Origin of the sequence: Fulvimarina uroteuthidis, from assembly GCF_034321785.1 — a bacterium.
In the GTDB taxonomy this organism is placed as follows: Bacteria; Pseudomonadota; Alphaproteobacteria; order Rhizobiales; family Rhizobiaceae; genus Fulvimarina; species Fulvimarina uroteuthidis.
On the sequence record NZ_JAXLPB010000002.1, the window covers coordinates 309260 to 335292 of the forward strand.

20 protein-coding genes are annotated in these 26033 nt (G+C 67.6%); 14 read left to right on the forward strand and 6 right to left on the reverse strand.

From position 1 onward, the window contains the following. Positions 1–147 precede the first annotated feature (147 nt). Entirely contained in the window at positions 148–2661 is a 2514-nt protein-coding gene (locus tag U0C82_RS06405) for a cation:proton antiporter (RefSeq protein ID WP_322186247.1), read from the reverse strand. 443 nt (positions 2662–3104) lie between these two features. Between U0C82_RS06405 and U0C82_RS06410 the strand changes: the two genes are divergently transcribed. Both U0C82_RS06410 and U0C82_RS06415 read left to right on the forward strand, forming a co-directional pair. Further along, a complete protein-coding gene (locus U0C82_RS06410; RefSeq protein ID WP_322186248.1) occupies positions 3105–4274 on the forward strand; it encodes an HPP family protein in 1170 nt (389 codons plus the stop codon). A gap of 196 nt (positions 4275–4470) precedes the next feature. Beyond that, a complete protein-coding gene (locus U0C82_RS06415) occupies positions 4471–5013 on the forward strand; it encodes a DUF2380 domain-containing protein (protein ID WP_322186249.1) in 543 nt (180 codons plus the stop codon). A gap of 67 nt (positions 5014–5080) precedes the next feature. On the opposite strand, the gene U0C82_RS06420 is transcribed toward U0C82_RS06415, so the two are convergent. After that, positions 5081–5554: a MarR family winged helix-turn-helix transcriptional regulator gene (locus U0C82_RS06420; RefSeq protein WP_322186250.1), complete on the reverse strand. Its 474-nt coding sequence runs from the start codon at positions 5552–5554 to the stop codon at positions 5081–5083. A 193-nt stretch (positions 5555–5747) separates the two neighbouring features. Between U0C82_RS06420 and U0C82_RS06425 the strand changes: the two genes are divergently transcribed. From U0C82_RS06425 to U0C82_RS06455, 7 genes are all read left to right on the forward strand, one after another. Next, positions 5748–6464: a DUF1428 domain-containing protein gene (locus U0C82_RS06425; RefSeq protein WP_322186251.1), complete on the forward strand. Its 717-nt coding sequence runs from the start codon at positions 5748–5750 to the stop codon at positions 6462–6464. Between the two features lies 1 nt (position 6465). Next, on the forward strand, positions 6466–7245 hold the full coding sequence (locus U0C82_RS06430; RefSeq protein ID WP_322186252.1) for a VOC family protein: 780 nt from the start codon (positions 6466–6468) through the stop codon (positions 7243–7245). Between the two features lie 328 nt (positions 7246–7573). Next, positions 7574–8701 carry a YihY/virulence factor BrkB family protein gene (locus tag U0C82_RS06435; RefSeq protein WP_322186253.1) on the forward strand — a complete coding sequence of 376 codons (1128 nt, stop codon included), beginning with the start codon at positions 7574–7576 and terminating at the stop codon, positions 8699–8701. A 197-nt stretch (positions 8702–8898) separates the two neighbouring features. Continuing rightward, positions 8899–9744, forward strand: coding sequence for a hypothetical protein (locus tag U0C82_RS06440; RefSeq protein WP_322186254.1), 846 nt, complete (start codon positions 8899–8901; stop codon positions 9742–9744). Further along, entirely contained in the window at positions 9734–10141 is a 408-nt protein-coding gene (locus U0C82_RS06445) for a phage holin family protein (protein WP_322186255.1), read from the forward strand. Before U0C82_RS06440 ends, U0C82_RS06445 begins: the two co-directional genes overlap by 11 nt. Then, on the forward strand, positions 10138–11178 hold the full coding sequence (locus U0C82_RS06450; RefSeq protein ID WP_322186256.1) for a DUF3618 domain-containing protein: 1041 nt from the start codon (positions 10138–10140) through the stop codon (positions 11176–11178). Before U0C82_RS06445 ends, U0C82_RS06450 begins: the two co-directional genes overlap by 4 nt. A 195-nt stretch (positions 11179–11373) precedes the next feature. Continuing rightward, positions 11374–12543 (forward strand): zinc-dependent alcohol dehydrogenase, encoded by a 1170-nt coding sequence (locus tag U0C82_RS06455; RefSeq protein ID WP_322186257.1) that lies wholly within the window; start codon positions 11374–11376, stop codon positions 12541–12543. 134 nt (positions 12544–12677) lie between these two features. Here the strand turns inward: U0C82_RS06455 and U0C82_RS06460 are convergent, their stop codons facing one another. The 3 genes from U0C82_RS06460 to U0C82_RS06470 all read right to left on the reverse strand — a co-directional run bounded on the left by U0C82_RS06460 (position 12678) and on the right by U0C82_RS06470 (position 16086). Continuing rightward, complete coding sequence (locus tag U0C82_RS06460; RefSeq protein ID WP_322186258.1) at positions 12678–13631, reverse strand: hypothetical protein; 954 nt, start codon at positions 13629–13631, stop codon at positions 12678–12680. Positions 13632–13636: 5 nt separating this feature from the next. Beyond that, positions 13637–14611: a response regulator transcription factor gene (locus U0C82_RS06465; RefSeq protein WP_322186259.1), complete on the reverse strand. Its 975-nt coding sequence runs from the start codon at positions 14609–14611 to the stop codon at positions 13637–13639. Between the two features lie 608 nt (positions 14612–15219). After that, a complete protein-coding gene (locus U0C82_RS06470; protein ID WP_322186260.1) occupies positions 15220–16086 on the reverse strand; it encodes a WecB/TagA/CpsF family glycosyltransferase in 867 nt (288 codons plus the stop codon). A gap of 247 nt (positions 16087–16333) precedes the next feature. Here U0C82_RS06470 and U0C82_RS06475 point away from each other — a divergent pair, with 247 nt between their 5' ends. Both U0C82_RS06475 and U0C82_RS06480 read left to right on the forward strand, forming a co-directional pair. Continuing rightward, a complete protein-coding gene (locus tag U0C82_RS06475) occupies positions 16334–17854 on the forward strand; it encodes a polysaccharide biosynthesis/export family protein (RefSeq protein WP_322186261.1) in 1521 nt (506 codons plus the stop codon). 15 nt (positions 17855–17869) lie between these two features. Next, positions 17870–19393 carry a right-handed parallel beta-helix repeat-containing protein gene (locus U0C82_RS06480; RefSeq protein ID WP_322186262.1) on the forward strand — a complete coding sequence of 508 codons (1524 nt, stop codon included), beginning with the start codon at positions 17870–17872 and terminating at the stop codon, positions 19391–19393. Positions 19394–19511: 118 nt separating this feature from the next. Here U0C82_RS06480 and U0C82_RS06485 read toward each other — a convergent pair whose 3' ends face one another. Beyond that, positions 19512–20720, reverse strand: a complete 1209-nt coding sequence (locus U0C82_RS06485) for a GNAT family N-acetyltransferase (protein WP_322186263.1) — start codon at positions 20718–20720, stop codon at positions 19512–19514. A gap of 420 nt (positions 20721–21140) precedes the next feature. On the opposite strand from U0C82_RS06485, the gene U0C82_RS06490 reads away from it, so the two are divergent. Genes U0C82_RS06490 through U0C82_RS06500 form a run of 3 tightly spaced genes read left to right on the forward strand, consistent with a single transcriptional unit; the run spans position 21141 to position 25992 of the window. Next, positions 21141–23294, forward strand: coding sequence for a GumC family protein (locus tag U0C82_RS06490; protein ID WP_322186264.1), 2154 nt, complete (start codon positions 21141–21143; stop codon positions 23292–23294). After that, positions 23294–24655 (forward strand): O-antigen ligase family protein, encoded by a 1362-nt coding sequence (locus tag U0C82_RS06495; protein ID WP_322186265.1) that lies wholly within the window; start codon positions 23294–23296, stop codon positions 24653–24655. The genes U0C82_RS06490 and U0C82_RS06495 overlap by 1 nt, the downstream gene beginning before the upstream one ends. A 23-nt stretch (positions 24656–24678) precedes the next feature. After that, positions 24679–25992, forward strand: coding sequence for a lipopolysaccharide biosynthesis protein (locus U0C82_RS06500; protein WP_322186266.1), 1314 nt, complete (start codon positions 24679–24681; stop codon positions 25990–25992). Positions 25993–26033: the final 41 nt, after the last annotated feature.

The window sequence follows — 26033 nt, forward strand, 5'->3', positions numbered from 1 at the left end:
GGCCGATCATCGCGACCGAAGCGGTCGTGCGGGGCGTCGCACGGCTCGTCGGGGCCCGCCGCCGCCGACAAGCCCCGATCGTCGTCACTTTGAAACCGTTCATCCGAAGCGCGCCGGAACCCCGCTCATGCTCGGAACACGGCGCGATCAGGCCCTCTGCCGTTCGTCCGACAACAGCGCGTCGGGCGCGATCCCACGCTTCTTGGCGCTCGCGCGCACCGCCTCGCGAAGCGTCTCGCTCTTGTGCAGGAGACGCCGGAAGCGTTCTTCGTCGAGGGTCAGGAGGGTCGAGGGCGCGATCGCCCGCACCTCGGCGCGGCGCGGTTTCTGCATCAGGATCGCCATCTGGCCGAACATCTCGCCGCGACCCAGCCGCCAGGTCTGGCCGGCGCTCTGCAACTCCACCGCGCCCGAGGCGATGAAGAACACGCTCTTGGCCGCACTGTCCCTGCGGATGACGATGTCGCCGGCATTGACATATCGCGGCTGCAGGGCCGGGCTCAGACGCTCGAGCGCCGTATCGTCGAGATCGGCCAGCAGCGGAAACTGCCGGACGAGATCGGATCGCTGCAGCGCGATGTCGAGGCGCGGACGTTCCTCGGCGCCAGCCCGGCGCGCGGAGAGATCCTCGACGAGCGCCATGTAGACTTCGGCACCGATCAGCCCGTCCTCGCGCATCGCGGCATATTCCCGCTCCTCCAGCCGCAGCGCGGTGCGCCGGATGAACCGGCGTTCGAGCTCTTCCGCATAGCCGGGATATTGCAGGCGCAGCCCTTCGAGGGCGGTTTCCACCGTCTCGATGCGGCGCGACAGAAGCTCCTGCAGGAGATCGGCCACGCGCCGACCGTGAATCCGGCGGATGCGGCCATCGATAAAGGCCCCCAGATCCCGCAGGATCAGGCGCTGCGCCAGCAGCAGTTCGAACCGGTCGGCGGTCATGCGCACCAGCGGCGCGGACCATCCCAGCCGGCTGTGCAGCATGCCGGCGGCGCGAAATCCGCGGCCATAGGCGACGCTGCGCCGAGCGGCCCGGCCGTAGCCGTTGCGCCCGCCCGTGCGCGCGCCCTCGATCAGCCGGTCGGCATCCGACAGCACCTGCTCGGCCATGCGCGCCGAGATCGTCCGTTCGCGCACGCGGTCGAGGATGGTGTCGCGCTCGTGGCCGGCAAGCGCGATCAGCCCCAGCGCGATCCGGTCGCGGTCGAGAAGATCGGCGCTGTCCTCGGCCATCTTCACCGAGGCTTCCAGACGCTCGCCGAAGCGCTTGGCCTCGGAGCGGACGATGTCGTGGCTGAGTTCGTAGTTCTCGGTCGTGCGCGCGACGTCCTCGCGCACGGTCTGCAGCGCCACCGCCACCACCTGCCGGGACAGTGCCTGGTCGATCGGCGACAGGCGGTCGAGCCCCAGCCAGCCGATCACCGTGCGCAGCGTCGTGCCTTGCACCATCAGGGTGAAGAGCGTGAAGCCGGTGGCGAGAATGCCGACCACGCGCTTGATCTCCGCAGGCACGAGGAAGCTCTCGGTGACCGCCAGCGCCAGCGCCAGGGTGACGGCCCCGCGAAGACCGCCCCACAGGATCGCGACCCGGTAGCGCGTATCGACGAGGGGCGAGACGCGCACGAGCGTCAGCAGCGGCAGCATGACGAACAGGATCGCCACCCGCGCCGCGATCGCCGCCAGGATCACCACGCCGACGAGGACGAGGTCGCCGGCGCGCACCTCGCCCAGAAGCCGCGGGATCAGCAGCGCGGCGAGGATGAAGATCAGCGCGCCCGCCCAGTGCGCCAGCAGGTTCCAGACCTCGCGCAGATTGGCCCAGGCCTGCGGGGGAAGCCGGCCCGGCCCGGCAAGGTTCAGCGTCAGCCCGGCGGCCACCACCGCGATCACGCCCGAGGCGCCGACGCTCTGCTCCGCACCGATATAGGCAAGATAGGGCAACGCCACCGAGATCGAGATCAGCGCCAGCTCGTGGCGCGCAAACAGCGCCATGATCCAGATGGCGATGCGAGCAGCGACCCAGCCGGTCAGCGCGCCGCCTGCGATCAGGACGGGAAAGCGCCCGAGCGCGTCGCCGAGGCTCGGGTCGGACGTGCCGAGCATCACGAAGCCCATGAACAGGCCGAAAAGCGCGATCGCCGCGGCGTCGTTGAGAAGGCTCTCGCCCTCGATGATCCGGGCGAGCCGGCGCGGCGCCGAGATCGAGCGGAAGATCGAGACGACGGCGGACGGATCGGTGGTGGAGACGATCGCTCCGATGAGAAGACAGGCCGCCAGCGGCAGCGCGCTCGTCCAGGACAGGGCGTAGCCGACGCTGAGCGTCGCCACGACCACCGCCACGACGGCCAGCACCAGGATCGGCACCCAGTCGTCGAGCATCCGCCGCAGGTTCATTCCGAGCGTCGCCTGGAAGAGCAGCGTCGGCAGGAAGACGTAGAGGAAGACGTTCGAGCGGATCGGCAGCCCGAGGATCGCCTCGGCCACGGGATTCAGCGCATCGGTCAGGTTGGTGCGCAGGAAGAAGATCGCGCCGGCGCCGATCAGGATGCCGAGCACCGCGAGAATGACGCTGTAGGGCAGTCGCAGGCGCGCAGCCAGGGGCTCCGCCGCGCCGATGACGAGAAAGAGCGAGGCGATGACCGTGGTGACGAGAACAATATCCATGCCCGGGGAAATAGCCGCATTGCGAGACAGTTGAAATCGGTCTTGCGCGAAATTCCCGCGAAATCGGACGCGTTCGGCGGGCCGGCCGGCGTCCGCGCCTGTGCGACCCCAGATTCCGAACCTGCACGCATGGCTCGCTCCCACCAAACGACGATCCAAGGGCGCATTTCGCAACATGTGAGCGATGCAGGATGTCCGATACCAGCGCGCGGTGGCCGGCTCGTGCCTGCGCACCGCGTGCGCCCCATCGATGGACCACACTCGGGCGGCAAGGCGCTGCCGCCGCCAACTGGATTGCGCCGCCGCTCGGCGCAGCCGGCGACCCTTTCGGATGTCCGGACAGCCGACCTTTCGCTTTTCAGGCGAAGAAAACGCCTTTTCTTTGCGCACGATGCCGCTAAAAGCGGCAATCGTTTCGGCACAAGGGTTGTTTCACGATGGCCATGCGGTTTCTCGTCCGGCTCATTCCCGATCTCGGTCACGTCAGCGCGCGCGAACAGCTGCGCGCGAGCGCCGGCGCGCTCGTCGGGATCGCCGTCACCGGCTTTGCCAGCCTCCTCATCCTCGGCCCCGATACGGTCGTCCCGCTGCTGGTCGCGCCGATGGGGGCGTCGGCGGTCCTCCTGTTCGCGGTTCCCTCGAGCCCCCTTGCGCAACCATGGTCGATCGTCGGCGGCAACGTCTCGGCGGCGCTGGTCGGCATCGGGTGCAGGATGCTCGTTGCCGACCCGCTCCTTGCGGCCGCCGTCGCGGTGTGCCTTGCCATCGCGCTGATGTTCGTCCTGCGTTGCCTGCATCCGCCGGGCGGCGCGGTCGCGGTCACCGCCGTTCTTGCAGGTCCGAGCGCCGACGCCCTGGGGTTCGCCTTCGCCGCGATCCCGATCGGCCTCAACTCGGTTCTCCTTCTTGCCGTCGCCCTCGTCTTCAACCGGCTGACCGGCCGGCGCTATCCGCATCTGAGACCCGCCGAGGCGCCTAACGCCCATGGGACCCTCGACCCTCCACCGCGGGAACGCGTCGGCTTCACGCTCGCCGACCTCGACGCCGTCCTCAAGGCGCAGGGCAAGGTGGTCGACATCGATCGCAACGATCTGATGGCGATCCTCACAAAGGCCGAGCATGAGGCCTATCGGCGCCGGTCCGGCGACCTGACATGCGAAGACGTCATGTCCCGCGACGTGGTGACGATCTCGCCGACGACGACGATCGACGAGGCCTGGCACATCATCCAGGACCGCGATTTCAGCGTTCTGCCGGTCACCAGGGACGACAGGACGTTCGTGGCCATGCTGTCGCGCGAGAATTTCATCGAGGCGGTCGGCAAGGGCATCGGCCGCCCGTCGCTGCGCGCGGGAAAGCGGCTGGCGAACGGTCTCGACAAGGGGTTTTCGACCCAGATGACGGTCGACAGCATCGTCTCGAAGGACAGCCGGAAGGCGTTCGCGCACACGTCGATCGCCGAACTCGTGCCCTTCCTCGCAAGCGCCCGGCTCCACCATATCGCGGTGGTGGACGAAACCGACCGGCTCATCGGGCTCGTCACCCAGACCGATCTGGTCATGGCGCTGTTCAGGGGCGATATGGGCGAGGCGACGAACACGGGCGCCGCTTGAGGGGTCCATCGCGCACCCGGCCCATCGCGGAACCGCGGCCAGGCGCGTTTTTGCCGGGAAGGCCGGTCCGCGAAATCGACTATCCCGTTGCCGTTCCAAGAGTTTCTCGCCGGCGCGACTGGACTGCGACGAAGGCCGGGATAAAGTAGCCGATCCAACACGACCCATCGGGGAGATGACGATGAAGCAGGCTTGGATGAAAACTCGGGCATCGGCATGGTCGATCGCGGCGGCCCTCGCCATCGCGGTCGCCGGACAGGGCGGGGCGGCCGGCGCGGCGGAGCCGATGAAACTGACGGTCATCGGCTTCGACTATTCCGACAGTTCCGGAGAGCCGCGCGACCAGACGGAAGAGCACGAGCAGCGGATCAAGGCGTTTTCCGAATGGCTTGCCCGCGACATCTCGCGGGACGAACGCTTCGAGATCGTGCATTTGCCCTGCGTCGAGCGGCACAATTGCACGCGGGAGACCGCGCTTGCGGAGGATATACTGTCGGAAGCCCGCACCGCCGGCGCGGACTATCTCGTCTTCGGCGGCATTCACAAGATGAGCACCCTTGTCGGCGGCGGCCGCATCGACGTTCTCGACGTGAAAGAGGACAGGCTGGTGATCGACCGGGTGATTTCCTTTCGCGGCGACAATGACGCGGCCTTCGAGCGCGCCGCCGAGTTCGCCGCGAAGGACATCGTCAAGACGTTGACCAACGGCGATGCCGCGCAGGCCCGCGGCGCCCGCTGAACCCTGCGGCTTCCAGGCGGGCGATCGCCCGCCGCCGGTGAGTTCGGGCGGATCGCGGGCCACGGCCTCACAGAAGCCTGTCGAGCCCCGCGCGCAGCCGGTCGGCTTCGCCCGCGCCAAGTTCTGCCTCGATCGCTTCGTGGGTCGCCGTCCAGATCGGGGCGGCGTGGGCGAGGACCGCGCGCCCCCTGTCCGTCAGGACGAGGCGGCGGGCGCGCCTGTCGGTTTCGTCCCGAACCAACGTCAGCAGCCCGTCACGCTCCAGCGGCTTCAGGTTCGCGGTCAGCGTCGTACGGTCCATGGCAAGAAGTCTCGCCACCGATCCGAGCGTCGGCGGCTCCGGCCGGTTCAGCGAGATCAGCAGCGAGAACTGGCCGCTCTTCAGGCCTGCCGGGCGAAGCGCCTCGTCGAACCTGCGGGCGAGCGCGCGGGCGGCCCGCTGCGCATGGAGGCAGAGGCAATGGTCGCGCACGTGAAGCGTGGTCGCGAAGGGGACGGCGGGCGTGGGGCCGGATGCCTCTGGGGAAGAATTCTTTGACATCCCTGCTATATGTTGATATCAACTTAAATGACAAGGGATCGGAGAAGGACCGAACGCCGCGGGGTTTTCGTCAGGAGCGGCCCGCGCCGCCTTCCGCTGCGTCGGCCCCGCCTGTCGCCTTCCCGTGCCGCCATTCCCCACAGGCAGGAGCCGCATCGCACGCCTGCCGGATTTTCACGAAAAGGAAACCGCCATGTCCTACGTCACCGGATGCGTCCTCCCCGTGGAGGCCGAACGGCGCGCGCGTTTCGTCGATCAGGCACGGAAGGCCGCGCCGCTCATTCGGGAATTCGGCGCCAGCTGCGTCGTCGACGCCCTCGGCGACGACGTGCCGAAGGGCAAGATCACCGACTTCTACCGGAGCGTTGCGGCCAGGGACGGCGAGATCCTCGGCTTCGGCTGGATCGAATGGCCGGACAGCGCGGCCCGCGATGCCGGCGAGTCCCGGATGATGGCGGACCCGAGGATGGACGTCTCCGACATGGCCTTCGACGCCCGGCGCATGATCCATGGCGGCTTCGAGATGGTCGTCGACGAAGGGCCGGCGGGTCCGTTCGGCTATGTGGACGGGTTCGTCCTCGCCGTTCCGAGCGAAAACCGGGAGGGTTTCATCGCCCATTGTCTCGCGGCGGCGCCGCTGTTCCTGCGCCACGGGGCGACGCGCCATGTGGAATGCTGGGGCGTCGACGTGCCGGCGGGACAGGTGACGGACTTCCAGCGGGCGGTGGCGGCCGAACCCGGCGAAACCGTCTGTTTCTCCTGGATCGAATGGCCCGACAAGGCGGCGCGGGACGCCGGCCAGAAGGCCGTCTTCGCCGAGATGGACACGGCGATGGCGGACAATCCGATGCCGTTCGACGGCAGGCGGATGATCTATGGCGGCTTCGACGTCGTCAGCCGGGAGGCATGAGATGGAAAACCGTCACGGACGCCCGATCTGGTACGAACTCGTCACGGACGATGCCGACGGCGCCGACCGATTCTATGGCCACGTGTTCGGCTGGAGTTTCCATCGCCCGCCCGGCGGCCTCGCGCGCGACTACCGCATCGCCGAGGCGAACGGCACCGCCATTGCCGGGATGATGCAGCGCCCGGCGGACATGGACATGCCCTCGCGCTGGCACGTCTATTTCGGCGTCGACGACGTCGATCGGGCGGTGCGGGAGGCGCAGGAAGCCGGCGCCGCCGTCCAGCTTGCGCCGATGGAGATTCCCGGCGTCGGGCGTCTCGCCTTCCTCGCCGATCCGCAAGGCCAGCCCTTCTATCTGATGCGCAGCGCGAGCGAGACTCCCTCGCGCGCTTTCGTCTGCGGCGAGCCCGCCCCGCACGGCCATGCCGTCTGGAACGAGCTTTCGGCGCCGGACCCGGCCGCAGCCCTCGTCTTTTACGGCCGCCTCCTGTCGATCCGCGCCGAGGGCGCGATGCCGATGGGGGATCTGGGTGCCTATCAGTTCATCCACGCCGGACCTGACAGCATCGGCGCCCTGATGGGACCGGTTCCGGGCGGGCAGTTGGGATGGCAGATCTATTTCGCGGTGGACGACATCGACGCCGCGCTCGCCCGCCTGTCGGAGGCCGGCGGCCACGGCATCCAGGGCCCGGACCCGATCCCCGGCGGAGCGTTTTCGCTCGTCGCCGAGGACGCTCTCGGCGTCCGGTTCGGCCTCGTCGGCCCGCGCGCCAGCGCCTGACGGCGCGTCCGGGCGACTGGCCGGTCCTTTCACGTCCCGATGCGTTGACCGGTTGCGGTTGCGGTTGCGGAACGCCGGACCGGATGGCCCCTTGCGCGCGAGGCCCGGCAACGGGTTCGCCAAAACCGCCCGTGCGCGACAGGTCCGGCACAGCCGTTGCGATCCAGTCCCGGAGCCGTCGCGCATGGCGCGGACGATGAGCGAAGGCCGATGTTCCCGAAAGAAAAAAATTAATAAGCCGGAACTATGAAACTGTCCGGCTGTTGTTCCCCTACATCCGCTGAACGAGCCCGATGCTTGTTCGCGAGGGCTACTGGAATGACGCGTCATGAATACAAGAACAAGTCGCGGCCACGACGCCGAAGTACCTGCCGAAATACCCGCTGGCGGATGGAAGGACATTCTTTGGCGGATCTATGCCGAGATCGGTGACGACCGGGTGATGCTGATTGCGGCAGGCGTCACCTACTATCTTCTTCTTGCCATGGTGCCTGCCTTGTCGGCCATGGTGTCCATCTACGGTTTCATCGCCGATCCGGCGACGATCCAGGACCAGATCTCGGCGCTCTCGGGCATCGTTCCCGCTGGCGGAATGGAAATTCTCAACGACCAGCTGAATCGGCTGGCGCAGCAGGACCCGACAACGCTCGGGCTGACCTTCGCCATTTCGCTGCTACTGGCGCTGTGGAGTGCCAATGCGGGCATGAAGTCGCTCTTCGAGGCGATGAACGTCGCCTATGATGAAACCGAAGATCGCAGCTTCATCAAGCTGACCCTCGTGTCGCTGGCCTTCACGCTCGCCGCCATCGTCGGTGCGGTCCTGTTCATCGGCGTCATGATCGTCGTCCCCGTCCTCCTCGACTTCGTCGGGCTTGGACAGGCGGTCGAATGGCTGGTTCGCATCGGCAGCTTCGTCGCGATCGCCCTCCTGATCTCGCTGGGCGTTGCGGCACTCTACCGTTGGGGTCCGTCGCGGGCCAATGCGCGCTGGACATGGATCAGCCCCGGCGTGGCGCTCACGCTCGTTCTGACGCTCGTCGTCTCGATGTTGTTCTCCTGGTACGCGGCGAACTTCGGATCCTACAACGCGACCTATGGCTCGCTCGGTGCGCTCATCGGCTTCATGACCTGGATCTGGCTTTCCACGACGGTCCTGATCATCGGCGGCGAACTGAACGCGGAGATGGAGCACCAGACCGCCCGCGACACCACGACCGGACGGTCGCAACCTCTGGGAACGCGCGGCGCGGTGATGGCCGACCGGGTGGCCGGCGAGCCGGGTGCGGGAACCGGCCGTCGTTCCGGCGACGACAAGGGAAAGTCCCACCGGGATTCGAGACGTTCGCCGCACGGTGATGGTGAGCGCCCTCGCCGCGTCTCGCTCGGAACCCTGGCATTCGCCGTTCCGGCGACCCTGATCCTTGCTGCCATGCAGCGCCGGTCCGGGACGCATTGATCGAACTCTCGTGCTCTTCGCGGCCCGTGCCGCGTGTCGAGAGCCAAGCTTTCCGTCGACCTTCGTCGTCGGCGGCCCTGCAACCAACAAGAAGAAGAGAAGGCAACGCCCATGCGAAGCATCATCTACCTCATCGGACTCATCGTCGTCGTGCTGGTGGTCCTGTCGCTCCTCGGTATCAGCTGAAAGAACATATCATGATTAACGATCCAACCCAGACGCCCGGATCGACGGGCACGACGCAATCCAACGACGATGTCGACCGGGTCCGCGAGCGCAGCGCCCGCGAGATGCATTCGGCCAAGGAAGAGGCCAGGGAACTGGGCGACAAAACCCGGGCAGCAGCAGCCGATCTTGGCGAAAAGGCCAAGGAGCAGGCGCGCTCCCAGGGAGAAAAAGGCAAGGAAACCGTGGCCGGTGGCCTCGATGACTTCGCCGCCGCCGTCCGCAAGGCCTCGGACGAACTCGGGGACCGCGACCAGTCGATGGCCTCGCAGCTCGTGCGTGAAGTCGCAGGCGGGCTGGAACATGCCTCCAAGACCATCCACGGCAAGGACGTCGGCGAGCTGACGCAGTCGGTCGCACGGTTCGCGCGGGAGCGTCCGGCGACCTTCCTCGTGGGCGCAGCGCTCGCCGGGCTTGCCCTCGGCCGTTTCGCCCGCTCCTCCGGCGAGCACAGCGAAGCCGACTATGCCGATGGCGGCTCCTCCATGCGCGATTATCGCGATCGTCGCGACGACGACCGCCCGGACTATGCGCCGGCCCGTCCGGTTCCGACCGGTGGACCTGCAGGTGCTCGATCCACGATCGATCCGGCCACGCGATCCGGTGGGTTCGAAACAGGCAATCCTGCGGCCTCGAACGTTGGTGAACCGGGTGCGCGCCCGCTGGGCACTGCTCCGGCTTCGCCGACCGACCCGCGCGGCGAGCCGACGCTCGTCCCCAAACCGCGGCCGGCCGATCCGACGGCCACACCGAGCACGCGGCCGGCGACCCCGGGCACCCTTGGCACTTCAGGCATAGGCGGAAACCATGACCACTAATCCCAACGAACCCAAATCGCTTCCCGACCTCGTCATCCATGCCCTTCGCGAAACCAGCGAACTCGTGCAGACGGAGACGCGGCTGATCCGGGCGGAGCTGTCCGACAAGGTCACGCAGGTGCAGGCGGCCGGCGGCGCACTCGCGGCCGGCGGCATCTGCCTCCTGGTGGCGCTGATCACCCTGACGGGAGCCCTCGTGGCGGCGATCGCGGAGATCGGCGAACCCAATATCGGAGCCGGCTGGGCCGCGCTCATCGTCGGTGTCGCGCTGGCCATTCTCGGAGCCGTGCTCCTGATGAAGGGCAAGAAGGAACTTGAACCCGGCAAACTCATGCCGAACCGAACCGCGGACCAGCTGAACAAGGACGTTCGCCTCGCCAAGGAGCAAACCCGATGAGCACCGATACCGATCGTCTGGAAAAAGAAGCCGAATCCCACCGCTCCAACCTCGACTCGACGTTCGACGCGATCCGCGACCGGCTGTCGGTCGGGCAGATCGTGGACGAATTTTCGGGCTATTTGAAAGAGGGCCAGGGCGCCGACACGGTCAAGAACCTCGGGCGCCAGGTGCGCGACAATCCGCTCGCGCTCGGCCTCGTCGGAGCCGGCCTTGCCTGGCTGTTCCTCGGCGACGGTGCGCGGGCCAAGGGCCACGCGGCATCCGACCGCCTCGGCCGCTGGCGCGAGGACCGGGCCTATGACCGGTTCGAAGAGGCGTTTCCGGCCGACGATCGTTCCGGTTCGCCGCGCACCGGGGCCGGCCGGGCGATGAACGATCCGGTCCTTCGCTCCGGCACCGGCACCGCCGGAACGACAAGTTCGGGTCCGGGCATGGGCGAACGCGCCTCGTCGGCCGCAAGCTCGGTCAAGGGAGCGGCCTCGAGCGCCGCATCGGGAACGTCGGACGCCTTCGCACGCGCCGGGCGCTCCGCGTCGGGCGCCGCATCGTCGATCGGCGGATCGGCACGGCGCGGACTGCACGATACGACCGATGCCGTTTCCCATGCCGGATCTTCGGCCTATGACAGCGCGGGACGCGCCGGCCGGGGCATCTATCGCGCCGGCTCGCGGGCGGGCCGGAACCTTGCCGACATGATCCAGGACGAACCCCTGGTGTTCGGCGCCGTAGCGCTTGCCGTGGGTGCCGCCGTCGGTGCCATGCTGCCGGCCACGCGCCGGGAAGACGAATGGATGGGCGAGACGCGCGACCATCTGCGCGACGAGGCCTACGCCAAGGGCGAGGACACGTTGCACCGCGCCGAGGACGTCGCACAGAAAGCCTATGCGTCGGCCAGCGAGACCGCCGAGGAGAAGGGTCTGAAGCCCGATCCGAAGGACGGGTCGTCGGAAACGGTCGCTCACAAGGTCGGCGACGTCGTTCGCTCCGCCGCCGACACCACCAGGGACGAAGCCAAGAAAGACGGCCTCGTCTGAGATCAACGGCCTCGCGCGGCACGATCGCGCGGGGCTCTTTTCCTTCGCCGACCCATTCACCACGCATGGGCGGGAGACATCCGTGATCCGTGGCGGGCCACGTGTTGCCGCACCGGGAGGAACCCGGGCGGAGCGCTGGAATGCCAATTCGCGCGACCCGTCGCAATCTGAACCTTCTGCAAAGGACGATCCGACATGAAAGCGCTCTGCTGGCACGGCACCAACGATATTCGCTGCGATACCGTGGACGATCCGAAGATCGAGGATTCCCGAGACGTTATCATCAAGGTGACGAGCTGCGCCATCTGCGGCTCGGATCTCCATCTGATGGATGGGTTGATGCCCACCATGGAGAGTGGCGACGTTCTGGGCCACGAATTCATGGGCGAGGTGGTCGAGACCGGCTCGGCCGACCACAAGTTCAAGAAGGGCGACCGGATCGTCGTTCCCTTCAACATCAATTGCGGCGAATGCCGCATGTGCAAGCTCGGCCTTTATTCCTGCTGCCAGCGCTCGAACCGCAATGCGCCGATCGCGGCGGCCCAGTTCGGCTTCACGATCGCCGGTCTTTTCGGCTACTCCCACATGCTCGGCGGCTATGCCGGCGGCCAGGCGGAATATGTCCGCGTGCCGATGGCCGACTTCGCCCCGATCAAGGTGCCGGAGGGCATGTCCGACGATGACGTCCTGTTCCTCACCGATATTTTCCCGACCGGATATCAGGGCGCCGAACAGTGCGACATCAAGGGCGGCGAATCCATCGCCGTCTGGGGTTGCGGACCGGTGGGCTACTTCGCCATCCAGTCGGCGAGGATCCTGGGTGCCGAGCGCATCATCGCCATCGAGACGGTCCCCGAGCGGATCGCCCTCGCCCGCAAGGCCGGCGCGACGCACATCATCGATTTCGAGAAGGAAGACGTGTTCGAGCGCATCGTCGAGATCACCCATGGCGAGGGCGCCGATGCGGTCATCGACTGCGTCGGAATGGAAGCCAGCGCCGGTCACGGCCAGGGCGGGCTGATGGCCACGATCAAGGAGAAGGTCGCACCGGCCGAGCGCGGCTTCGTGCTCGATCAGGCCATCAAGGCCGTGCGTCCAGGCGGCGTCGTTTCGATTCCCGGCGTCTACGGCGGACCGCTCATGATCAATATGGGCCAGATCGTCCAGAAGAGCCTGACCCTGCGCAGCGGCCAGACCCATGTGAAACGCTATCTGGAGCCGCTGACCGAGTTGATCCGCGCCGGGAAGGTGGACATGACCTCCCTGATCAGTCACCGCAGCCACGACCTGACCGAGGGCCCCGATCTGTACAAGACGTTCAAGGAAAAGTCCGACGGGTGCACGAAGGTCGTCTTCAATCTCTAGACGAAACCGGCTCGGCGAGTGCCTCGGCCTGACCATCGGGATCGATGTTCGCGAAGGCCGAGGCGTGAAACCGGACAGTCAGCTGGCGCATCGCGCGTTCCAACGGAGGAACGATGCGCCGGCCTCGAAAGAGGCTAGCGGGCTACAAACGCCCTGACCGATTTCAATCCCGCGACCAGTCGGCTCGTCTCGCCGGTTCCCTGTGGATCGGGCCGGTAGAGGCGGGGAAAAAGGCGGCGCATCGCTCGCGCGATGCGCTTCTTGTGCCAGGCATGGTGCGTCGTCCGCGCGTTCAGCAATCTCGGATTGATGACGATCCGGCAGCCTCTTGCGGCCAGCGCGGCGTGGAACGGAACATGCTCGCAGACGAGGGCGCCCGTCTCGTCCCATGCCGCGTAGCGTGCACCGGACAAGATCGCCGCCCGGTAGATGGCAAGCCCTCCGAAGGCGGAGACGACAGGGATCATCGGCGCGTCCGGATCGAGCCGCACCATGCGGGCATGGACGGCCAGTTCCAAAGCCTGACGCGGCCCCATGACCGGTATCAGGGCGTCGTAGCTTGCCCAGCAATCGTCCGGCGACCAGATCGGATGGCGCAGCGCCCACACATCGTAATAGAAATCGTCTTGGTTCGCGGTGCAGACATCCCAGGGTGTCTGGCTGGAAAAGCACGTTGCGACCGAGGCCGGATCGAGCGCACCGTTCACGCCGTCGAGATCGGCGACGACGACATAGCCCGATGCATCGAAGCCCGCACACGATTCGAGCGCTTCGAGATAGGCGTTGCGGCAATGGGCGATGCGCTCCGTGCGTCGCGGAAGACGTTTCGACAGGGCGCCCAGCGAAATCGCGCGGAAATTCGGAATATCGCGCTCCAGCGCGGCGAGAGACGCGGGCGTATCGTCCGTCGAGTCGCTTTCGACGACGATGAAGTGCAGCGACCGCGCCGCGCCGAAGGCCGTTCGCAGGATCTCGATATTGCGGCGCAGGCGCCGCCCGCCATTGCGCACGAGGCCGGCGATCACGAGGTCGCTATCCTCCAGGGGCGCATTCGCGCGCCCCGCGGGCTCGAACCACACGGTGTCCACCGCCGTCAATCCGTGGAGAGCGTTTCGATGCCCGACGGACGATGGTCCTTGTAGTAGTCGTGATCCGAATGCACCTGCGGCGGCATCTGGGCCATGGGCGCCATTTCGCGCAGTCTGCGCCCGGTCGACAGCGCGGCGGGATGGTCGTCGGTCTCGTGACCATCGGCGTAATCGCCATGATCGGCCTCGTCCATCGGAGCCTTGCCGTCGCCATGGGCCGCCAGATGCCCGGCACCGATCTTCTGCATCGCCCACACCGCAGCCTGCGTCCGGTTCTGGACCTTGATCTTGCGCAGGATCGCCTTCAGGTGAACCTTGACCGTCGCATCGGTGATGCCGCACTGGCGCGCGATCATCTTGTTCGACAGGCCGTCGACGAGGCAGAGGAGAATTTCGGTCTCGCGACCCGACAGCGTGTCGCGCCGCTCGGACAGCTCCTTCGCCGAGGCGTCGATCCACGGATGGGTGCCGGCCCGCTCGAAGCCCGAACCGCCCTTCCGGTCGCCGGCGCGGGGCATGACGGGGCCCGGCCTGCCTGCCGCGACCGCATCGTGCCGCGGCCTGGCCCTTTGTGTTTCGAGCGGCAACGGCTGAGCCGCGGCCGATACCCGTCGTTCCTCGAGGACGGCGCGCGCCGGAACGCCCGGGGTGCTCGAGAACACGTGCTCGCCGAGCATGATCAGTTCGATGCTCCGCATCAGGACATGTCGGGAGATGCACTTGGAAAGCAGGCCGTCGGCCCCAAGCCGCTCGGCCCGTTCCCGTGCCGCACTGTCGTAATCCTGCAGCAGGAGAACGATGCGCGATCGCGGATAGGTTCGGCGCAGCATGGAAAGCGCATCGGACAATTCGGGCGACAGACGCTCTTCGCACAGGAGAATGAGCAGATTCTCGGAATCATCCCCCCGCGCCAGACGGATCTCGTCGGGATGGGATACGCACAGCAAGACGTCGAAATTCTCTTCCTGTAGAAGCAACAACAGCCCGTCTCTGAACAGAAATTGGCTGTTGCACAAGACAGCCTTTGATGAAGCCGGCATGGATGACACTCCTTACCTTATGCATCCTGATCGATTTTTCTCAGTCAACTCGATGGCCGATCCAACCATCCTTGCATACTTTGAAGATGGCTCCCGCAAAGTGTTGCAGAATGGAACAACGCCAAAGACATCTCTCAACTTTTATCAATAATCATATTATGTTAACTAGCGTACGAATGTCCTTGATTTGAGTCAATGAATTTGTCGTAAACCCCCTCGATTGGCGCATTTTGGGCCGAAAAATGCTTAATCCCGACGAATGTCGAGAACAGGGACAGACCGTTGCGGCATGCTGTTGCCGCACCTTTTGCGGATCTTGTTGTTATAAAGAGTAGCGATCTGCTTTGCTGATGCGCTTTTTCACTCTGCTTTGCTCGCCTGGGTCGCATATTCCCTTGATGGATGCTCTCGTCGCGATGGCTACCCGATCGGTCTGTCGGTTCGTCGCGCCATCCTGGTGATGAGGTTCGCCGGAAATCGACACGACCGCCATATCCGAGCGTCGACCTTGCGCCCGTGTCGCTTCCGGCACGGCCCTCATCGGCGTCTCACCCGCCGCGCGGGCCGCCGCCGGACCGGTCGCCTCGTACATGATGCACGATCGCAAGCGTCAGGAAGCGCGGCACGATGTTCAGATAGCGACGCCCCAGCCGGCGGGGTTCCCGGCACAGGCGATAGGCCCACTCCAACCCGCTGCGCTGTAGGATTTGCGGCGCCTGGACCTGTCGGCCCGACAGGAAGTCGAAGGCCGCGCCCACTCCGATCAGGACGGGCGCCTCCAGCCTGTCGCGATATGCGTTCATCCAGCGCTCCTGCTTGGGCGTGCCGAGGCCGACCCAGACGATGTCGGGTGCGGCGCGATTGATCGCCTCGACCATGGCCTGCGCCTCGGCTTCGCGGAGCGGGCGGAACGGCGGCTCGTAGGTGCCGACGACGTTCAGCCCCGGGGTCTCGCGGATCAGAGCGAGGCGGAGATCTGCGGCGACGCCGGCCCCTCCCCCATAGAAGAAATGTCTCAGATGATTGTGCCCCGCGCGCGCGCAGAGCGCGCGCATGAGGGACGGGCCGTAGACGCGGCTGACATGGGCAAGGCCGTTGCGGCGCGCCCACCAGACCAGCGGCATGCCGTCCGGCGTCACCATTCCGGCGCGACGATGGATCGAAAGAAGCGCCTCGTCGTCGCGGCATTCGATCACCCCGTGAACGCCGGTGACGCAGACGAAGGTCTTCACCCGGTGGCGCACGAACGCCTCGACGATGCGGACGCCGTCCGCAGGGCCGATGGCACTCACGGGCACGCCGAGAACGTCGAAGCGATCGTGCTGCCAGGCGGCCGGCGCCGCCCCGTCGGCCCAGGCGACGCCCGGCCTCGTCCTGCCGTCGTCCAGTCCGGAAAGATGGTCTGAATCCTTCATCGAGGCGGCCTTTCGCGAATGTCGCACCGGCGAACCTTAGGCCAGGTGCCGGCCGCTTGGCCGAAGACATCGGAGTTAGACAAGGAGGATGAGGACCGATCCCACCGATGCCCCGCAAAGCCCGCCGATTGCCCATGCTAGCCTCGGTCCGACGACGCCCGTTCGGTCCGCCTATCGGCTCGCGGCGGACGTTTTCTTTCTGGTGCGGGCGCAGGCTCCGCGTCCATTCGAGCTGCGAGAGGCGGAAATGATCGTCGATAAGATGTTCGCGAATGCGGGCGGTGCCCGCCGGCCCGGCGTCCGACCTCCGGATCGGGCGGAACGGGCGGCGGTGCCGGAACGGGCTTTGCCGCAGGCGCGCCCGACGCCCCGTCCCGTGCCAGGCCGGCGCCGGCTTTTCAACCTTTCGGGGCTGGCCGCACTGGCCATGCCGCTCCTCGCCCTGCCGCTTCCGGCGTCGATGGCGATGGTCGCGGCAGGTCCGGCAAGCGCATTCGCCCAGACCCTTGCGGCGACCGAGGAGCGCGGCGCCGGCTCTTCGGCGGATCCCGAGACGCGCAGCATCGCCGATCGCTCGCAGCTTGCGCCCGGCGACCGGCTGACGATCTCGGTCTTCGACCAGCCCGATCTGTCCGGCCCGTTCTTCGTCGATGCCGATGGCAGCATCAACTTCCCGCTTCTGGGGCAGCTTCCCGTTGCGGGCATGACCACGCAGGCCGTCCAGGCGACGCTCGCCGAACGGCTGAGCGGCGGCTTCCTGCAGGATCCGACCGTGATCGTGCGCCTGACCGAACTGCGCGCCGTCACCGTCGTCGGCGCCGTTCGAACGCCCGGGCGCTACGCCTTTCTCGAAGGCATGACGGTGTCGGCGGCGATCGCGCTCGCCGGTGGCCCGAGCCTTCTCAATCTGGAAGAGACGCAGGCCCGCGCCGACTTTCTCACCGCCAAGGAGCGCCTGAAGCTTCTTGAAGTCGGCTATATCGGCCAGCTGGCCCGGCGCGCCCGCCTCGAGGCGTCCCTCGGCGGCGGTGCGATCGAGCCGCCGCAGGTCAGCGAGGCCGACCGGGCATTGCTGGCCTCGTTCCTCGCCGTCGAGGAGAAGGTCCTCGCCTCCAGCATCGAAGCGCGCGGGCGCCAGCGCGCCGTCCTCGACGAACAGGTCAAGCAGGTCGAGGCCGATATTGGCGTCTTCAGCCAACAGATCGCCCTCGAGACCGAGCAGATCGAGCTTCTCGACAGACAGCTCGCCGATGCCAACCGGCTTCTCGCAAACGGCCTGACCCGCAAGGCGAACGTCATCGAATTCGAACGCGAGCGCTCGCGAAGCCGGGCCAATCTCGCGCAGCTTTCCGGCAGTCTCGGACGCGCGCGCTCGCTCCAGATCGAGGCGCAGTTTCGCCTGGAACAGCTGGAAACCACGGCGCGGAACGAGGATCTCACCGCCTTCCAGGCGGTCAATCAGCAGATCGCGGAGGCCGAGGCGACGCTGTCCATCGCCGGCGAGATCAGCGAAGTACGCGCACTGCGCGCCGCGCAGTTGCCACCGGACGTCAAGGGCCCGCCATCCGTGCGCCTGACGCGGTTCCGGGACGGGTCGTTCGAGGTCGAGACGGCCGGTCTCTCGGACCCGGTCTGGCCGGGCGACATCATTCAGGTCGGCAGCGATGCCAGCGCCATGACGGCCCGGCCGCTGCCTGCGGCAGGCGCGCCGGACGAAGGCGCACCGACATCCGCCGATCTTGCGAACAACGCGCCGGATCGGCCTTGAGGGAGAAATGCCGCCATGGCGCAAGGCATCGCAGCGTCCGTGATGGCGCTTCTTTCGCTCGTCGCGGACTGCGACACCCCGCCCGGAGAGAGCGACGAGACCGTGCTCTCGCAGCTTCGTCCGGACCGCGCAGCGCCCGGTCCCCGCTCGCGCCCCTGCCCGCGCAACGCCACCGCGATCGCGCCGGGCGAGGCGATCCAGCCGCTCGTCGATCGCGCAGAGCCGGGCGCCGCCTTCTGTCTCCAGGCGGGCGTCCATCGGGGCCAGATCGTGGCGCCGAAGAGCGGACAGCAGTTCGTCGGCGCGCCGGGCGCGGTGATGCGCGGTTCGATCCTCGTCGGCGCGTTCGAAGCTTCGGGGCCCTATTTTTCCGCGCCCGCGCCGTTTCCGCGCATCGACCCGCGCGGCACCTGCCTTGCGGCCCGCCCGGCCTGTGACCGCACCGGCAGCGTCTTCGTCGACGGCAGGCCGCTCGGCGAAGTCGCGACCCTCGACGAATTGAGCGGGGAGGCGAACCGCTTCTTCTTCGACCGGGATGCGAACCGCATCGTGCTGGCGTCCGATCCGCGCGGCCGCACGATCGAGGCGAGCGCGGCCGCCTTCGCCTTTCTCGCCAATGGCGCAAGCGACGTCCTCGTCGCCGATCTCGTCATCGAGCATTATGCCAACCCCGCCCAGCGCGGCGCCGTCTACGACGACACCGATCGGGCCGCGCGCGGCTGGACCATCGCCCACAACGATATCAGGCTGAACAGCGGGCTCGGCGTCCTGGGCGGCCCCCGATCGACCATCGTCGGCAACCGGATCACCGACAACGGCCAGCTCGGGGTCGCGTTTTCGAGCCCCGGGGTGACGGTTCTCGACAACCTCGTCGCCGGCAACAATCGCGAGGGGTTCGATCCGGCGTGGGAGGCGGGCGGCCTCAAGGGCGCGTCGGCCGAGAACGCCGTCATCGCCGGCAATCTGGTGATCGACAATCGCGGCCCCGGCCTCTGGTGCGATATCGAGTGCCGGGGCACGCGCTACAGCCGCAATGTCGCCGCCTTCAACGAAGGGCCGGGCATTTTCCACGAGATCAGCGGCGCCGCCCTGATCGAGGCCAACGTCTTGCGCTGCAACGGCATGGCGGCGTCCTGGTTCTGGGGCGCGGGCATCCTTCTCGCCTCGACGCAAGGCGTCTCGGTCACCGGCAATCTCGTCGTCGTGCCCGCCGACGGCTCGGGCATCGCGATCATCGACCAGGGGCGACCCGACGCGGTCGGCGGCCTCTACCAGGCGGCCGGAAATCAGGTCACGGACAATCTCATTTCCTTCGAAGGCGCGTTCGGCCGCATGGGCGCGGCGAGCGACGTCGATGCGGGAAGTCCGAACGAGGGCAGGCTGGAGGCCGGGCACAACCGCTTCGACGCCAACACCTATCACGTGCCGGCAGGCTTCGAAGGCGCGTTCGCCTGGGGGGCCGACGAAGCGCCGCTGACGCGCCTGCCCGTCGCCGGCCACGAGACCCATGGCTCGATGGTCGTGCGCGTCGATCGATGAAGCACAGAGGGCCGATCGCGCCGGCCGGTCCCCGTCGCGCGAACCCGCCCGGCGATCGAAAGGCCGCCAGGCGCGCGATCTTCGACCGGATGCAGATCGCGCGATGCGAGCGAAACGCTCAGCCGTTCCGGACCATCGAAAGCTGCCCGATCCTGTCGCGCACGGGCCCAGGAAGCGCCAGGAAGCACCGCACGAGAAAGGGGCGGACCCTGCCGAGATAAGCGAGCGCGAGGCGCCCCAGCGGCGTGATCGCAAAGGCATAGTCGAAGATCGCCACCGTTCCGTTCGCCCATTCCGCCTTGTGCGCCGCGTCCGGCGGCATGAAGTCGAACAGGGTGATATCGGCCGCTTCGCTCTGGAAGATGTGGAGGAGGAGCAGGCGGCCCGGCGAATGGGTGGAGAACCGCTCGTCATAGGTCTGGACCATCGAGATATAGCGCCCCCGGTGCAGGATGCCGAATTCGCTCGCGCACAGCTCGCCGCCGACGAGGAGGCGGAACATCCTGAACCCGCCATCTTCGGCGAGCGAGAGAAGCACCGCCGCATTGGCGGGATGAAGATAGCCGGCGCTGATCGTATCGCGCGCCTTCAGCCATTTCGCCTTGAGCGCAAGGCTCGCCTTCAGGGCCGGGACCTGGGCGGCACCCTCGACGCTTTCGTAGGTCAGCGCGCCGTGCTCGGCCAGACGCCGCTCATGGCGCCTGAGGGCGTTCAGCGACTTGCCGCTCCTCAGCGGCGGGCGCGCCTCGCCGGGCGCGGCGGACGGAAGGCGGAGACAGGGCGCTTCGTCGCGCGGCTTGATCCGCAGGGAGAGGTGCGCGGGAAAGCGATGCCGGGCAAGGGCGGAATCGGCGCGCACCCCCTTCAGGAGGACGGCGTCGATGCCGGGCATTGCCGAAATCGCCTGGACCGCAAGCTGGAGCGCCGCGTCGACATTCGTCGCCGGATCGATCAGCACGTCGGCATATTGGGTGGCCGGCGCTCCGAGCGGTCGCAGGATGCGGGCCGGCCCCACATGCCACAGGACGAGGGGCCAGACGAGAACCAGACGTCCCGCCTCGCGCACCGTCACGATGCGCGCCGCCTCGCGAACGCCGGAGGCCCGGCACCCGGCAAGCCAGCTTCGGCACCAGCGCTCGCTCTGATAAAATGTGAGCCCGCAGCCTTCGCTCGAAAGCTGCCTCCATTCGTCGGCGATGAGGCAGGGATCCTCGACCACCGCGCTCGTCAGGGCGCAGGACCGGATCGCCTTGTGCAGGCGTGGACGCGTGCCGTCCGCAAGGACCCCGTCCTCGTCCGCGATGAACCAATTCGACTGGACGTCCATGGTGCGAAAAAACTCCCCGGTGCTGCGATGAGTCCTTCACTGTCCTGCAGCGGTGCCTGCGTCCAATCTGGCATTTCCGTGGCACTCGCAGGTGCGCTATTCGGGATTAACCCCCTGTGTTTCGGACGCCGGCCGTCCGGTTCTGCAGGCGTCCGCCGCCTTTTCCGCCCGGCCGGTTCACGGAGCCCGCCCCATCGCGGCGCAGGCGGTCCCGCAGCTGGTCAGTCGGGCTACCTCTCATCATCGGATGAATTCCCGCGCCCGCTGATGATGATGGCGGAAAGGCGCGAAACCGTGCGCGTTCTTCGATCTCAACCATGATGAAGGTCAGCCCGTGACGCGAGCAAAGCCGAACCGGACGCCCCCGCCGACGTCCCCGCTCGTTCTCGCGCCGCGCCCCGGACCTTCGGGAGACCCGGCATGAGCGTCCCACGCCTGACGAATGCTTCGCGAACCGTCCCGCTGGAGCGGGACCTGCGCCGAAGCTACGATCTGTCCCTGCTCAAGCTCCTGCGCACGCTCTATCGCCGGCGCCTGATGTTCGTCTCCATCCTCGCCGGCGTCCTGGCCCTTGCGATCCTCGCCGGCCTCATCCTGCCCAAGCGCTATACGGCCAGTGCCCTCATCCAGCTCGGCTTCGGCGAGACCGCCCCGGAGAGCGTTCCGGGCGCGGGCGCCGGCGGACCCTCGATCGCGCTCGACGCCGCGGCGCTGGTCAAGGGCGAGACCGAGATCCTCGCCTCGCGGGCGATCGCCCGCCGGGTGCTGGACGCCAACGCGGTCGCCAACATGTTCGCGAGATCGCGATCCAGGCTCGGCCAGGATCCGGTTGTCGCCCTCGAAAAGCCGCTCGAAGTGCTCAACGACGGCAAATCCTATCTGATCACCGTGCGCTACGAGGCGGGCGACCCGGAGGTCGCGGCCACCATCGCCAACGCGTTCGCCGATGCCTATCTCGCCAATCGCGCCGACGAAGGCGTCACCGCCTCGCGCACGCGAAGTCTGTGGCTCGCCGACCAGGTGGCCGAGGCCGAGCGCACCACCGAGGAAGCGGGCCGGACGCTGCAGGCCTTCGCCGAGACGTCGGGCATCGTCGTCTCGACGGCCGGCAGCCCGTCGGCGGCCGACCAACAGATGCGCGCCCTTCTGGAACAATTGTCGGCAAGGCAGGCGAGCCTGCGCGACAAGCAGCTGCGCCTCGACCGGCTTGCCGAAGCCGCGGCGGCCGGCAGGATGCCGCTGCTTGCCGATCTCGAAGGCGCCGAAAGCGCGCGGCGGGCCGTCGACGCCGAGATGACGGCGGCGCGCGATCTCGCCTCGCTCGGGGCGACGCTCGGAACCCTCCACCCCCGCTACCGGCAGGCCCGTTCGGCGCTCGACGCGCTGGAGGCGCGCCGGAACGAGACGGTGAAGCAGGCGGTCGCGCTGGCGCGCACCGATCTGTCCAGCGCGCGCCGGGACGAGACCGCGCTTCTCGGCGAAGTGGCGAAGATGCAGCGCCGCGTCGTCACCGACAGCACGGACCTGCAGCGGGCGCTCGCGCTCCAGGCATCCTGGCAGACCGCGATCACCGAGCGGGATCTGTTGCGCGCGAGCCTGCGGCAGGCCCAGGCGATCGGCGACTTCAAGCCCGTCGCCGCTACTCTCGTCAGCCCGGCCGAACCGATGGCCGAACCGGTGTCGCTCCGCCTGTTGAGCGCGGGCGTCATCGGCGTCTTCGGCGGCGTCTTCGTCGCCCTCGGCTCGATCTTTCTCCTGGAAAGCCGCGACGCGGGCTATGCGGAAGTCGGACCTGCGCAAGACGGTCTCGGCCTGCCCTGCGTCGGTGTCATTCCCGCCCTGAGCAAGACGAAGAAGCAGGCGGGCCACTCGGCAAGGGTGCGCAACGCGGCCCTCCAGACCATGGTCGCCCGCCTTGGGCTTACCGAACAGGTCGGCGACAAGCGGATCGTCGTCGTCGGCTCCGCCCTTGCCGGCGAGGGCAAGACGGCGCTGATCCACGACATGGCCGCCATCATCGCCGACGCCGGTCGCCGGGTCGTGGTGGTGGAATCCTCGCCGAAGGACGAGCGCGCCGCGCTCAGCACCCGGTGGCGGTCCTGGAACGGCGAGATGTCCCGCGGTCTCAGGGTCACGGCGGTCGCGGAACGCTCGAAGGGCGGCCACCTCGCCATGCACGCCTACCAACGCCAGCTGGACGACCAGACGCCGGTCTTCGAGGGTCAGGACCAGTTCATCGCCTGGCTGAACGGCTGTGTCGACCAGTTCGATCTCGTCCTCGTCGAAGCCCCCGCCCTTCTTCTCGACGGCCGCGCGATGGTGCTGGCGCGCGTCGCCGATCTCTTCATCCTCTCCGTCGCCTGGCGAAGCACGACGCGGGCCTCGCTCGGGACCGCCGTCGAACAGCTGGCCGCCATGGCACATCCTCCCCGCGCCATCGCCTTCGCCTTCACCGAGGTCGAGACGAAGAGCCACGACGCCTACGGGCCGGCCGATACGCTCTATTTCCAGAACCGCCATCTGCGTCCCGCGCGCGCCGCCATCGCCCATGGCGCGGAGGCCGGGGCCGCCTGATGTCCGACCTCGTCGATGCCACACGCCCCGCCGCATACGGAACGCAGCCGGTGCGCGTTCGACGGGGCGACGCGGCCATCCGTTGGCACGACTGGTATTTCGCGACCCTGCTTCTGGCGGTCGCGGGCTATGCGATCTTCGGCAAGGGCTTTGCCTATGCGGGGCTGCCGCCGATCTTTCCCGCCGAAGTGCTTCTCGCCCTCGGTCTCCTGACGTTCGTATGGCCGCGCCCGTCCGGGGCGATCCTGTCGAGCCCGGCGCTGGTTCTCGTGCTGGCCGGCATCGCCTGGACCCTCATCCGCACCGTTCCCTATATCGGCCAGTACGGCATCGATGCCATGCGGGACGCGGTGATCCTCGTCTACGGGCTCTTCGCGATCGTCGTCGCCAATCTCATCCTCGAGCGGCCCGAGCGCATCCGCGACGCGCTCGGCTGGGCGACGATCTTCTTCTCGATCAATGCGCTCGTCGTCATCCCCATCTATCTGCTGCAGACGGTGCTCGGCGAGAGCATGCCGAGATGGCCGGTGTCGCTCACGCCCATCCTGCAGGTGCGCGGCGGCGAGGTGGCGGTGCACCTGTGCGCGACCGCCGTGTTCGCACTGCTCGCCTTCAAGCGCTCGTCCGTCCTGTGGACCATCGTTCTTGTCGTCGACATCGCCTTCGTCGCCTCGCTCAGCCGCGGCGGCCTGGTGTCGATCGCCATTCCGCTGGCGCTCGCCATCGTCCTGTCCGGCCGGATCAGGCCGTTCCTCCTGGCGGGCGCCGTCATCGCGCCCCTCCTCGCCCTCTTCTATGTCGGCGGGCTGCAGATCCAGCTTCCGGGGATCCAGCGCACCATCGATGTCGGCCAGATCGTCGACAATGTGGTCAGCATCGCCGGCTCGTCCGGCGACAAGGGGCTCGACGATACGAAGGAATGGCGGATCGGCTGGTGGCAGCAGATCGTCGACTACACCCTTTTCGGCGAATATTTCTGGACCGGAAAGGGCTTCGGGATCAATCTGGCGTTCGACGACGGGTACGCAGCGCCCTCGCTCGAGGGCCAGCCGCTGCGAAGTCCCCACAACGGCAACATGACGATCCTGGCGCGCGCCGGCGTTCCCGGCATGGTGCTGTGGATCGCCATCCTCGCCACCTGGTTCTCGACCCTGCTGTGGCATGTGGCCAAGGCACGGCTCGCCGGCGACCGGGACTGGTCCAACCTCTTCATCTTCCTCACCTGCTACCTCCTCGCCGCCTTCATCAATGCCAGCTTCGACGTGGCGCTCGAGGGGCCGATGATCGGCGTCGTCTTCTGGGTCGTGTTCGGCGCCGGGATCGGCAGCGTCATGGTCTATACGCGCCTGGAGACCCGATGATGGCCCGCGACGATCGACCCGCCATGGCTTCGAGACGGCTCGACAGGCTGCGTCTGCCCGTTCCGCGTGCCACCTGGACGCTGATCGACCAGGCGATCCTGAGCATCGGCACCTTTCTCCTCGGCATCGTCCTCGCCCGCCACATCTCGCTCGATGCCTACGGGCACTACGCCCTGTTCCTGGGCGTTCTCGGCCTGATGAACGCGGGCACCGGGTCGCTCATCTTCTATCCGATGACGGTGCACGCGACCGTCATGGGCGCGCGCGAGCGCGCCGGGCTGGTCCTTTCGACGCTGTTGCTGACGCTGGTGTTCTGCGCGGGGCTCGCGGTCCTTCTGGGGCTCGTGATCTGGCGCTTCGTCGATCCGGCGCTGCTTGTGCCCGCCACGTGCGTGTTCTTCGCCGGCCAGCTCCAGGAGGCGACGCGGCGCGGCCTCCTGTCGGCCTTTCGCCACCGCGACGCGATCGTCGGCGACGCGATCAGCTTTCTCGGACAGTTGGCGGTGCTGTTCGCCCTGATGCAGGTGACGCCGCTCGATCTCGCCATGGCGCTCTACGCGATCTCCTTCACCTCGCTCCTCGGCGCTTGCGTGCAGGTGGCGCAGCTCGGCCTTGCCGGGGCGACGCCCGCCCCCATCGCGCGGACCCTGCGGGACTTCTGGTCGCTCGGGCGCTGGTCGCTCGGCTCCAACATTCTTCTCGTCGCGCGGGGAGCCGTCCTGCCCTGGCTTCTGGCGGCGCTCTCGGGGCCGGCCGCGGCCGGCGTGTTCCAGCTGGTCATGAACATCGTCAACGTCATGAACCCGGTCACCATCGGCCTGTCGAACGTCATCCCGCAGGCCGCGGCCCGCGCGAAGGCCGAGGGGACGGGGTCCGCGCTGCGGCAGGCCTGGCCCTACATGGCGGCCGGCCTGCCGATCGTCGGCCTGATGACCCTCCTGATCATCGCCGTCCCCGATCTCATCGCCCATCTCGTCTATGGCGAAGCCATTCCCGATCCCCAGGCGGTGGCGGCCCTGCGCATCATGGCGATCGCCGGCCTGTTCGGATATGTGGCGGCGGCAAGCTGCGCCTATCTCTACGGAACGGGCGATGGAAGGACCGCGATGATCGGCGACGTCGCGACGAGCCTCGCCGCCCTCGTTCCGGTCTATCCGCTCGTCCTCGCCTACGGCCTTGCGGGTGCCTGCCTTGCCGGCGCGCTCGCCATGGTGGTCCGCGCCGCGTGGATGATCGCCATCATCGCAAGACGCCTGATCGCGGAGCGGCGCGGCGCGGCCGCCGGCTGCAGCCGTGCGCCCGTCCGCAGCGAGCCGGCCGCGGAGCTGCCGGCATGACCGCCCACCCGCTCATCGCAGGCGGTGGGCGGGCGCCTCCT

Coding starts and splice junctions, on each gene's coding strand:
- U0C82_RS06425 (WP_322186251.1), top strand. CDS start 5,748: ATGTCCTACGTCACCGGATGCGTCCTCCCCGTGGAGGCCGAACGGCGC.
- U0C82_RS06435 (WP_322186253.1), top strand. CDS start 7,574: ATGAATACAAGAACAAGTCGCGGCCACGACGCCGAAGTACCTGCCGAA.
- U0C82_RS06445 (WP_322186255.1), top strand. CDS start 9,734: ATGACCACTAATCCCAACGAACCCAAATCGCTTCCCGACCTCGTCATC.
- U0C82_RS06470 (WP_322186260.1), bottom strand. CDS start 16,086: ATGAAGGATTCAGACCATCTTTCCGGACTGGACGACGGCAGGACGAGG.
- U0C82_RS06405 (WP_322186247.1), bottom strand. CDS start 2,661: ATGGATATTGTTCTCGTCACCACGGTCATCGCCTCGCTCTTTCTCGTC.
- U0C82_RS06455 (WP_322186257.1), top strand. CDS start 11,374: ATGAAAGCGCTCTGCTGGCACGGCACCAACGATATTCGCTGCGATACC.
- U0C82_RS06420 (WP_322186250.1), bottom strand. CDS start 5,554: ATGTCAAAGAATTCTTCCCCAGAGGCATCCGGCCCCACGCCCGCCGTC.
- U0C82_RS06485 (WP_322186263.1), bottom strand. CDS start 20,720: ATGGACGTCCAGTCGAATTGGTTCATCGCGGACGAGGACGGGGTCCTT.
- U0C82_RS06500 (WP_322186266.1), top strand. CDS start 24,679: ATGGCTTCGAGACGGCTCGACAGGCTGCGTCTGCCCGTTCCGCGTGCC.
- U0C82_RS06475 (WP_322186261.1), top strand. CDS start 16,334: ATGATCGTCGATAAGATGTTCGCGAATGCGGGCGGTGCCCGCCGGCCC.
- U0C82_RS06495 (WP_322186265.1), top strand. CDS start 23,294: ATGTCCGACCTCGTCGATGCCACACGCCCCGCCGCATACGGAACGCAG.
- U0C82_RS06410 (WP_322186248.1), top strand. CDS start 3,105: ATGCGGTTTCTCGTCCGGCTCATTCCCGATCTCGGTCACGTCAGCGCG.
- U0C82_RS06480 (WP_322186262.1), top strand. CDS start 17,870: ATGGCGCAAGGCATCGCAGCGTCCGTGATGGCGCTTCTTTCGCTCGTC.
- U0C82_RS06490 (WP_322186264.1), top strand. CDS start 21,141: ATGAGCGTCCCACGCCTGACGAATGCTTCGCGAACCGTCCCGCTGGAG.
- U0C82_RS06440 (WP_322186254.1), top strand. CDS start 8,899: ATGATTAACGATCCAACCCAGACGCCCGGATCGACGGGCACGACGCAA.
- U0C82_RS06430 (WP_322186252.1), top strand. CDS start 6,466: ATGGAAAACCGTCACGGACGCCCGATCTGGTACGAACTCGTCACGGAC.
- U0C82_RS06450 (WP_322186256.1), top strand. CDS start 10,138: ATGAGCACCGATACCGATCGTCTGGAAAAAGAAGCCGAATCCCACCGC.
- U0C82_RS06415 (WP_322186249.1), top strand. CDS start 4,471: ATGAAAACTCGGGCATCGGCATGGTCGATCGCGGCGGCCCTCGCCATC.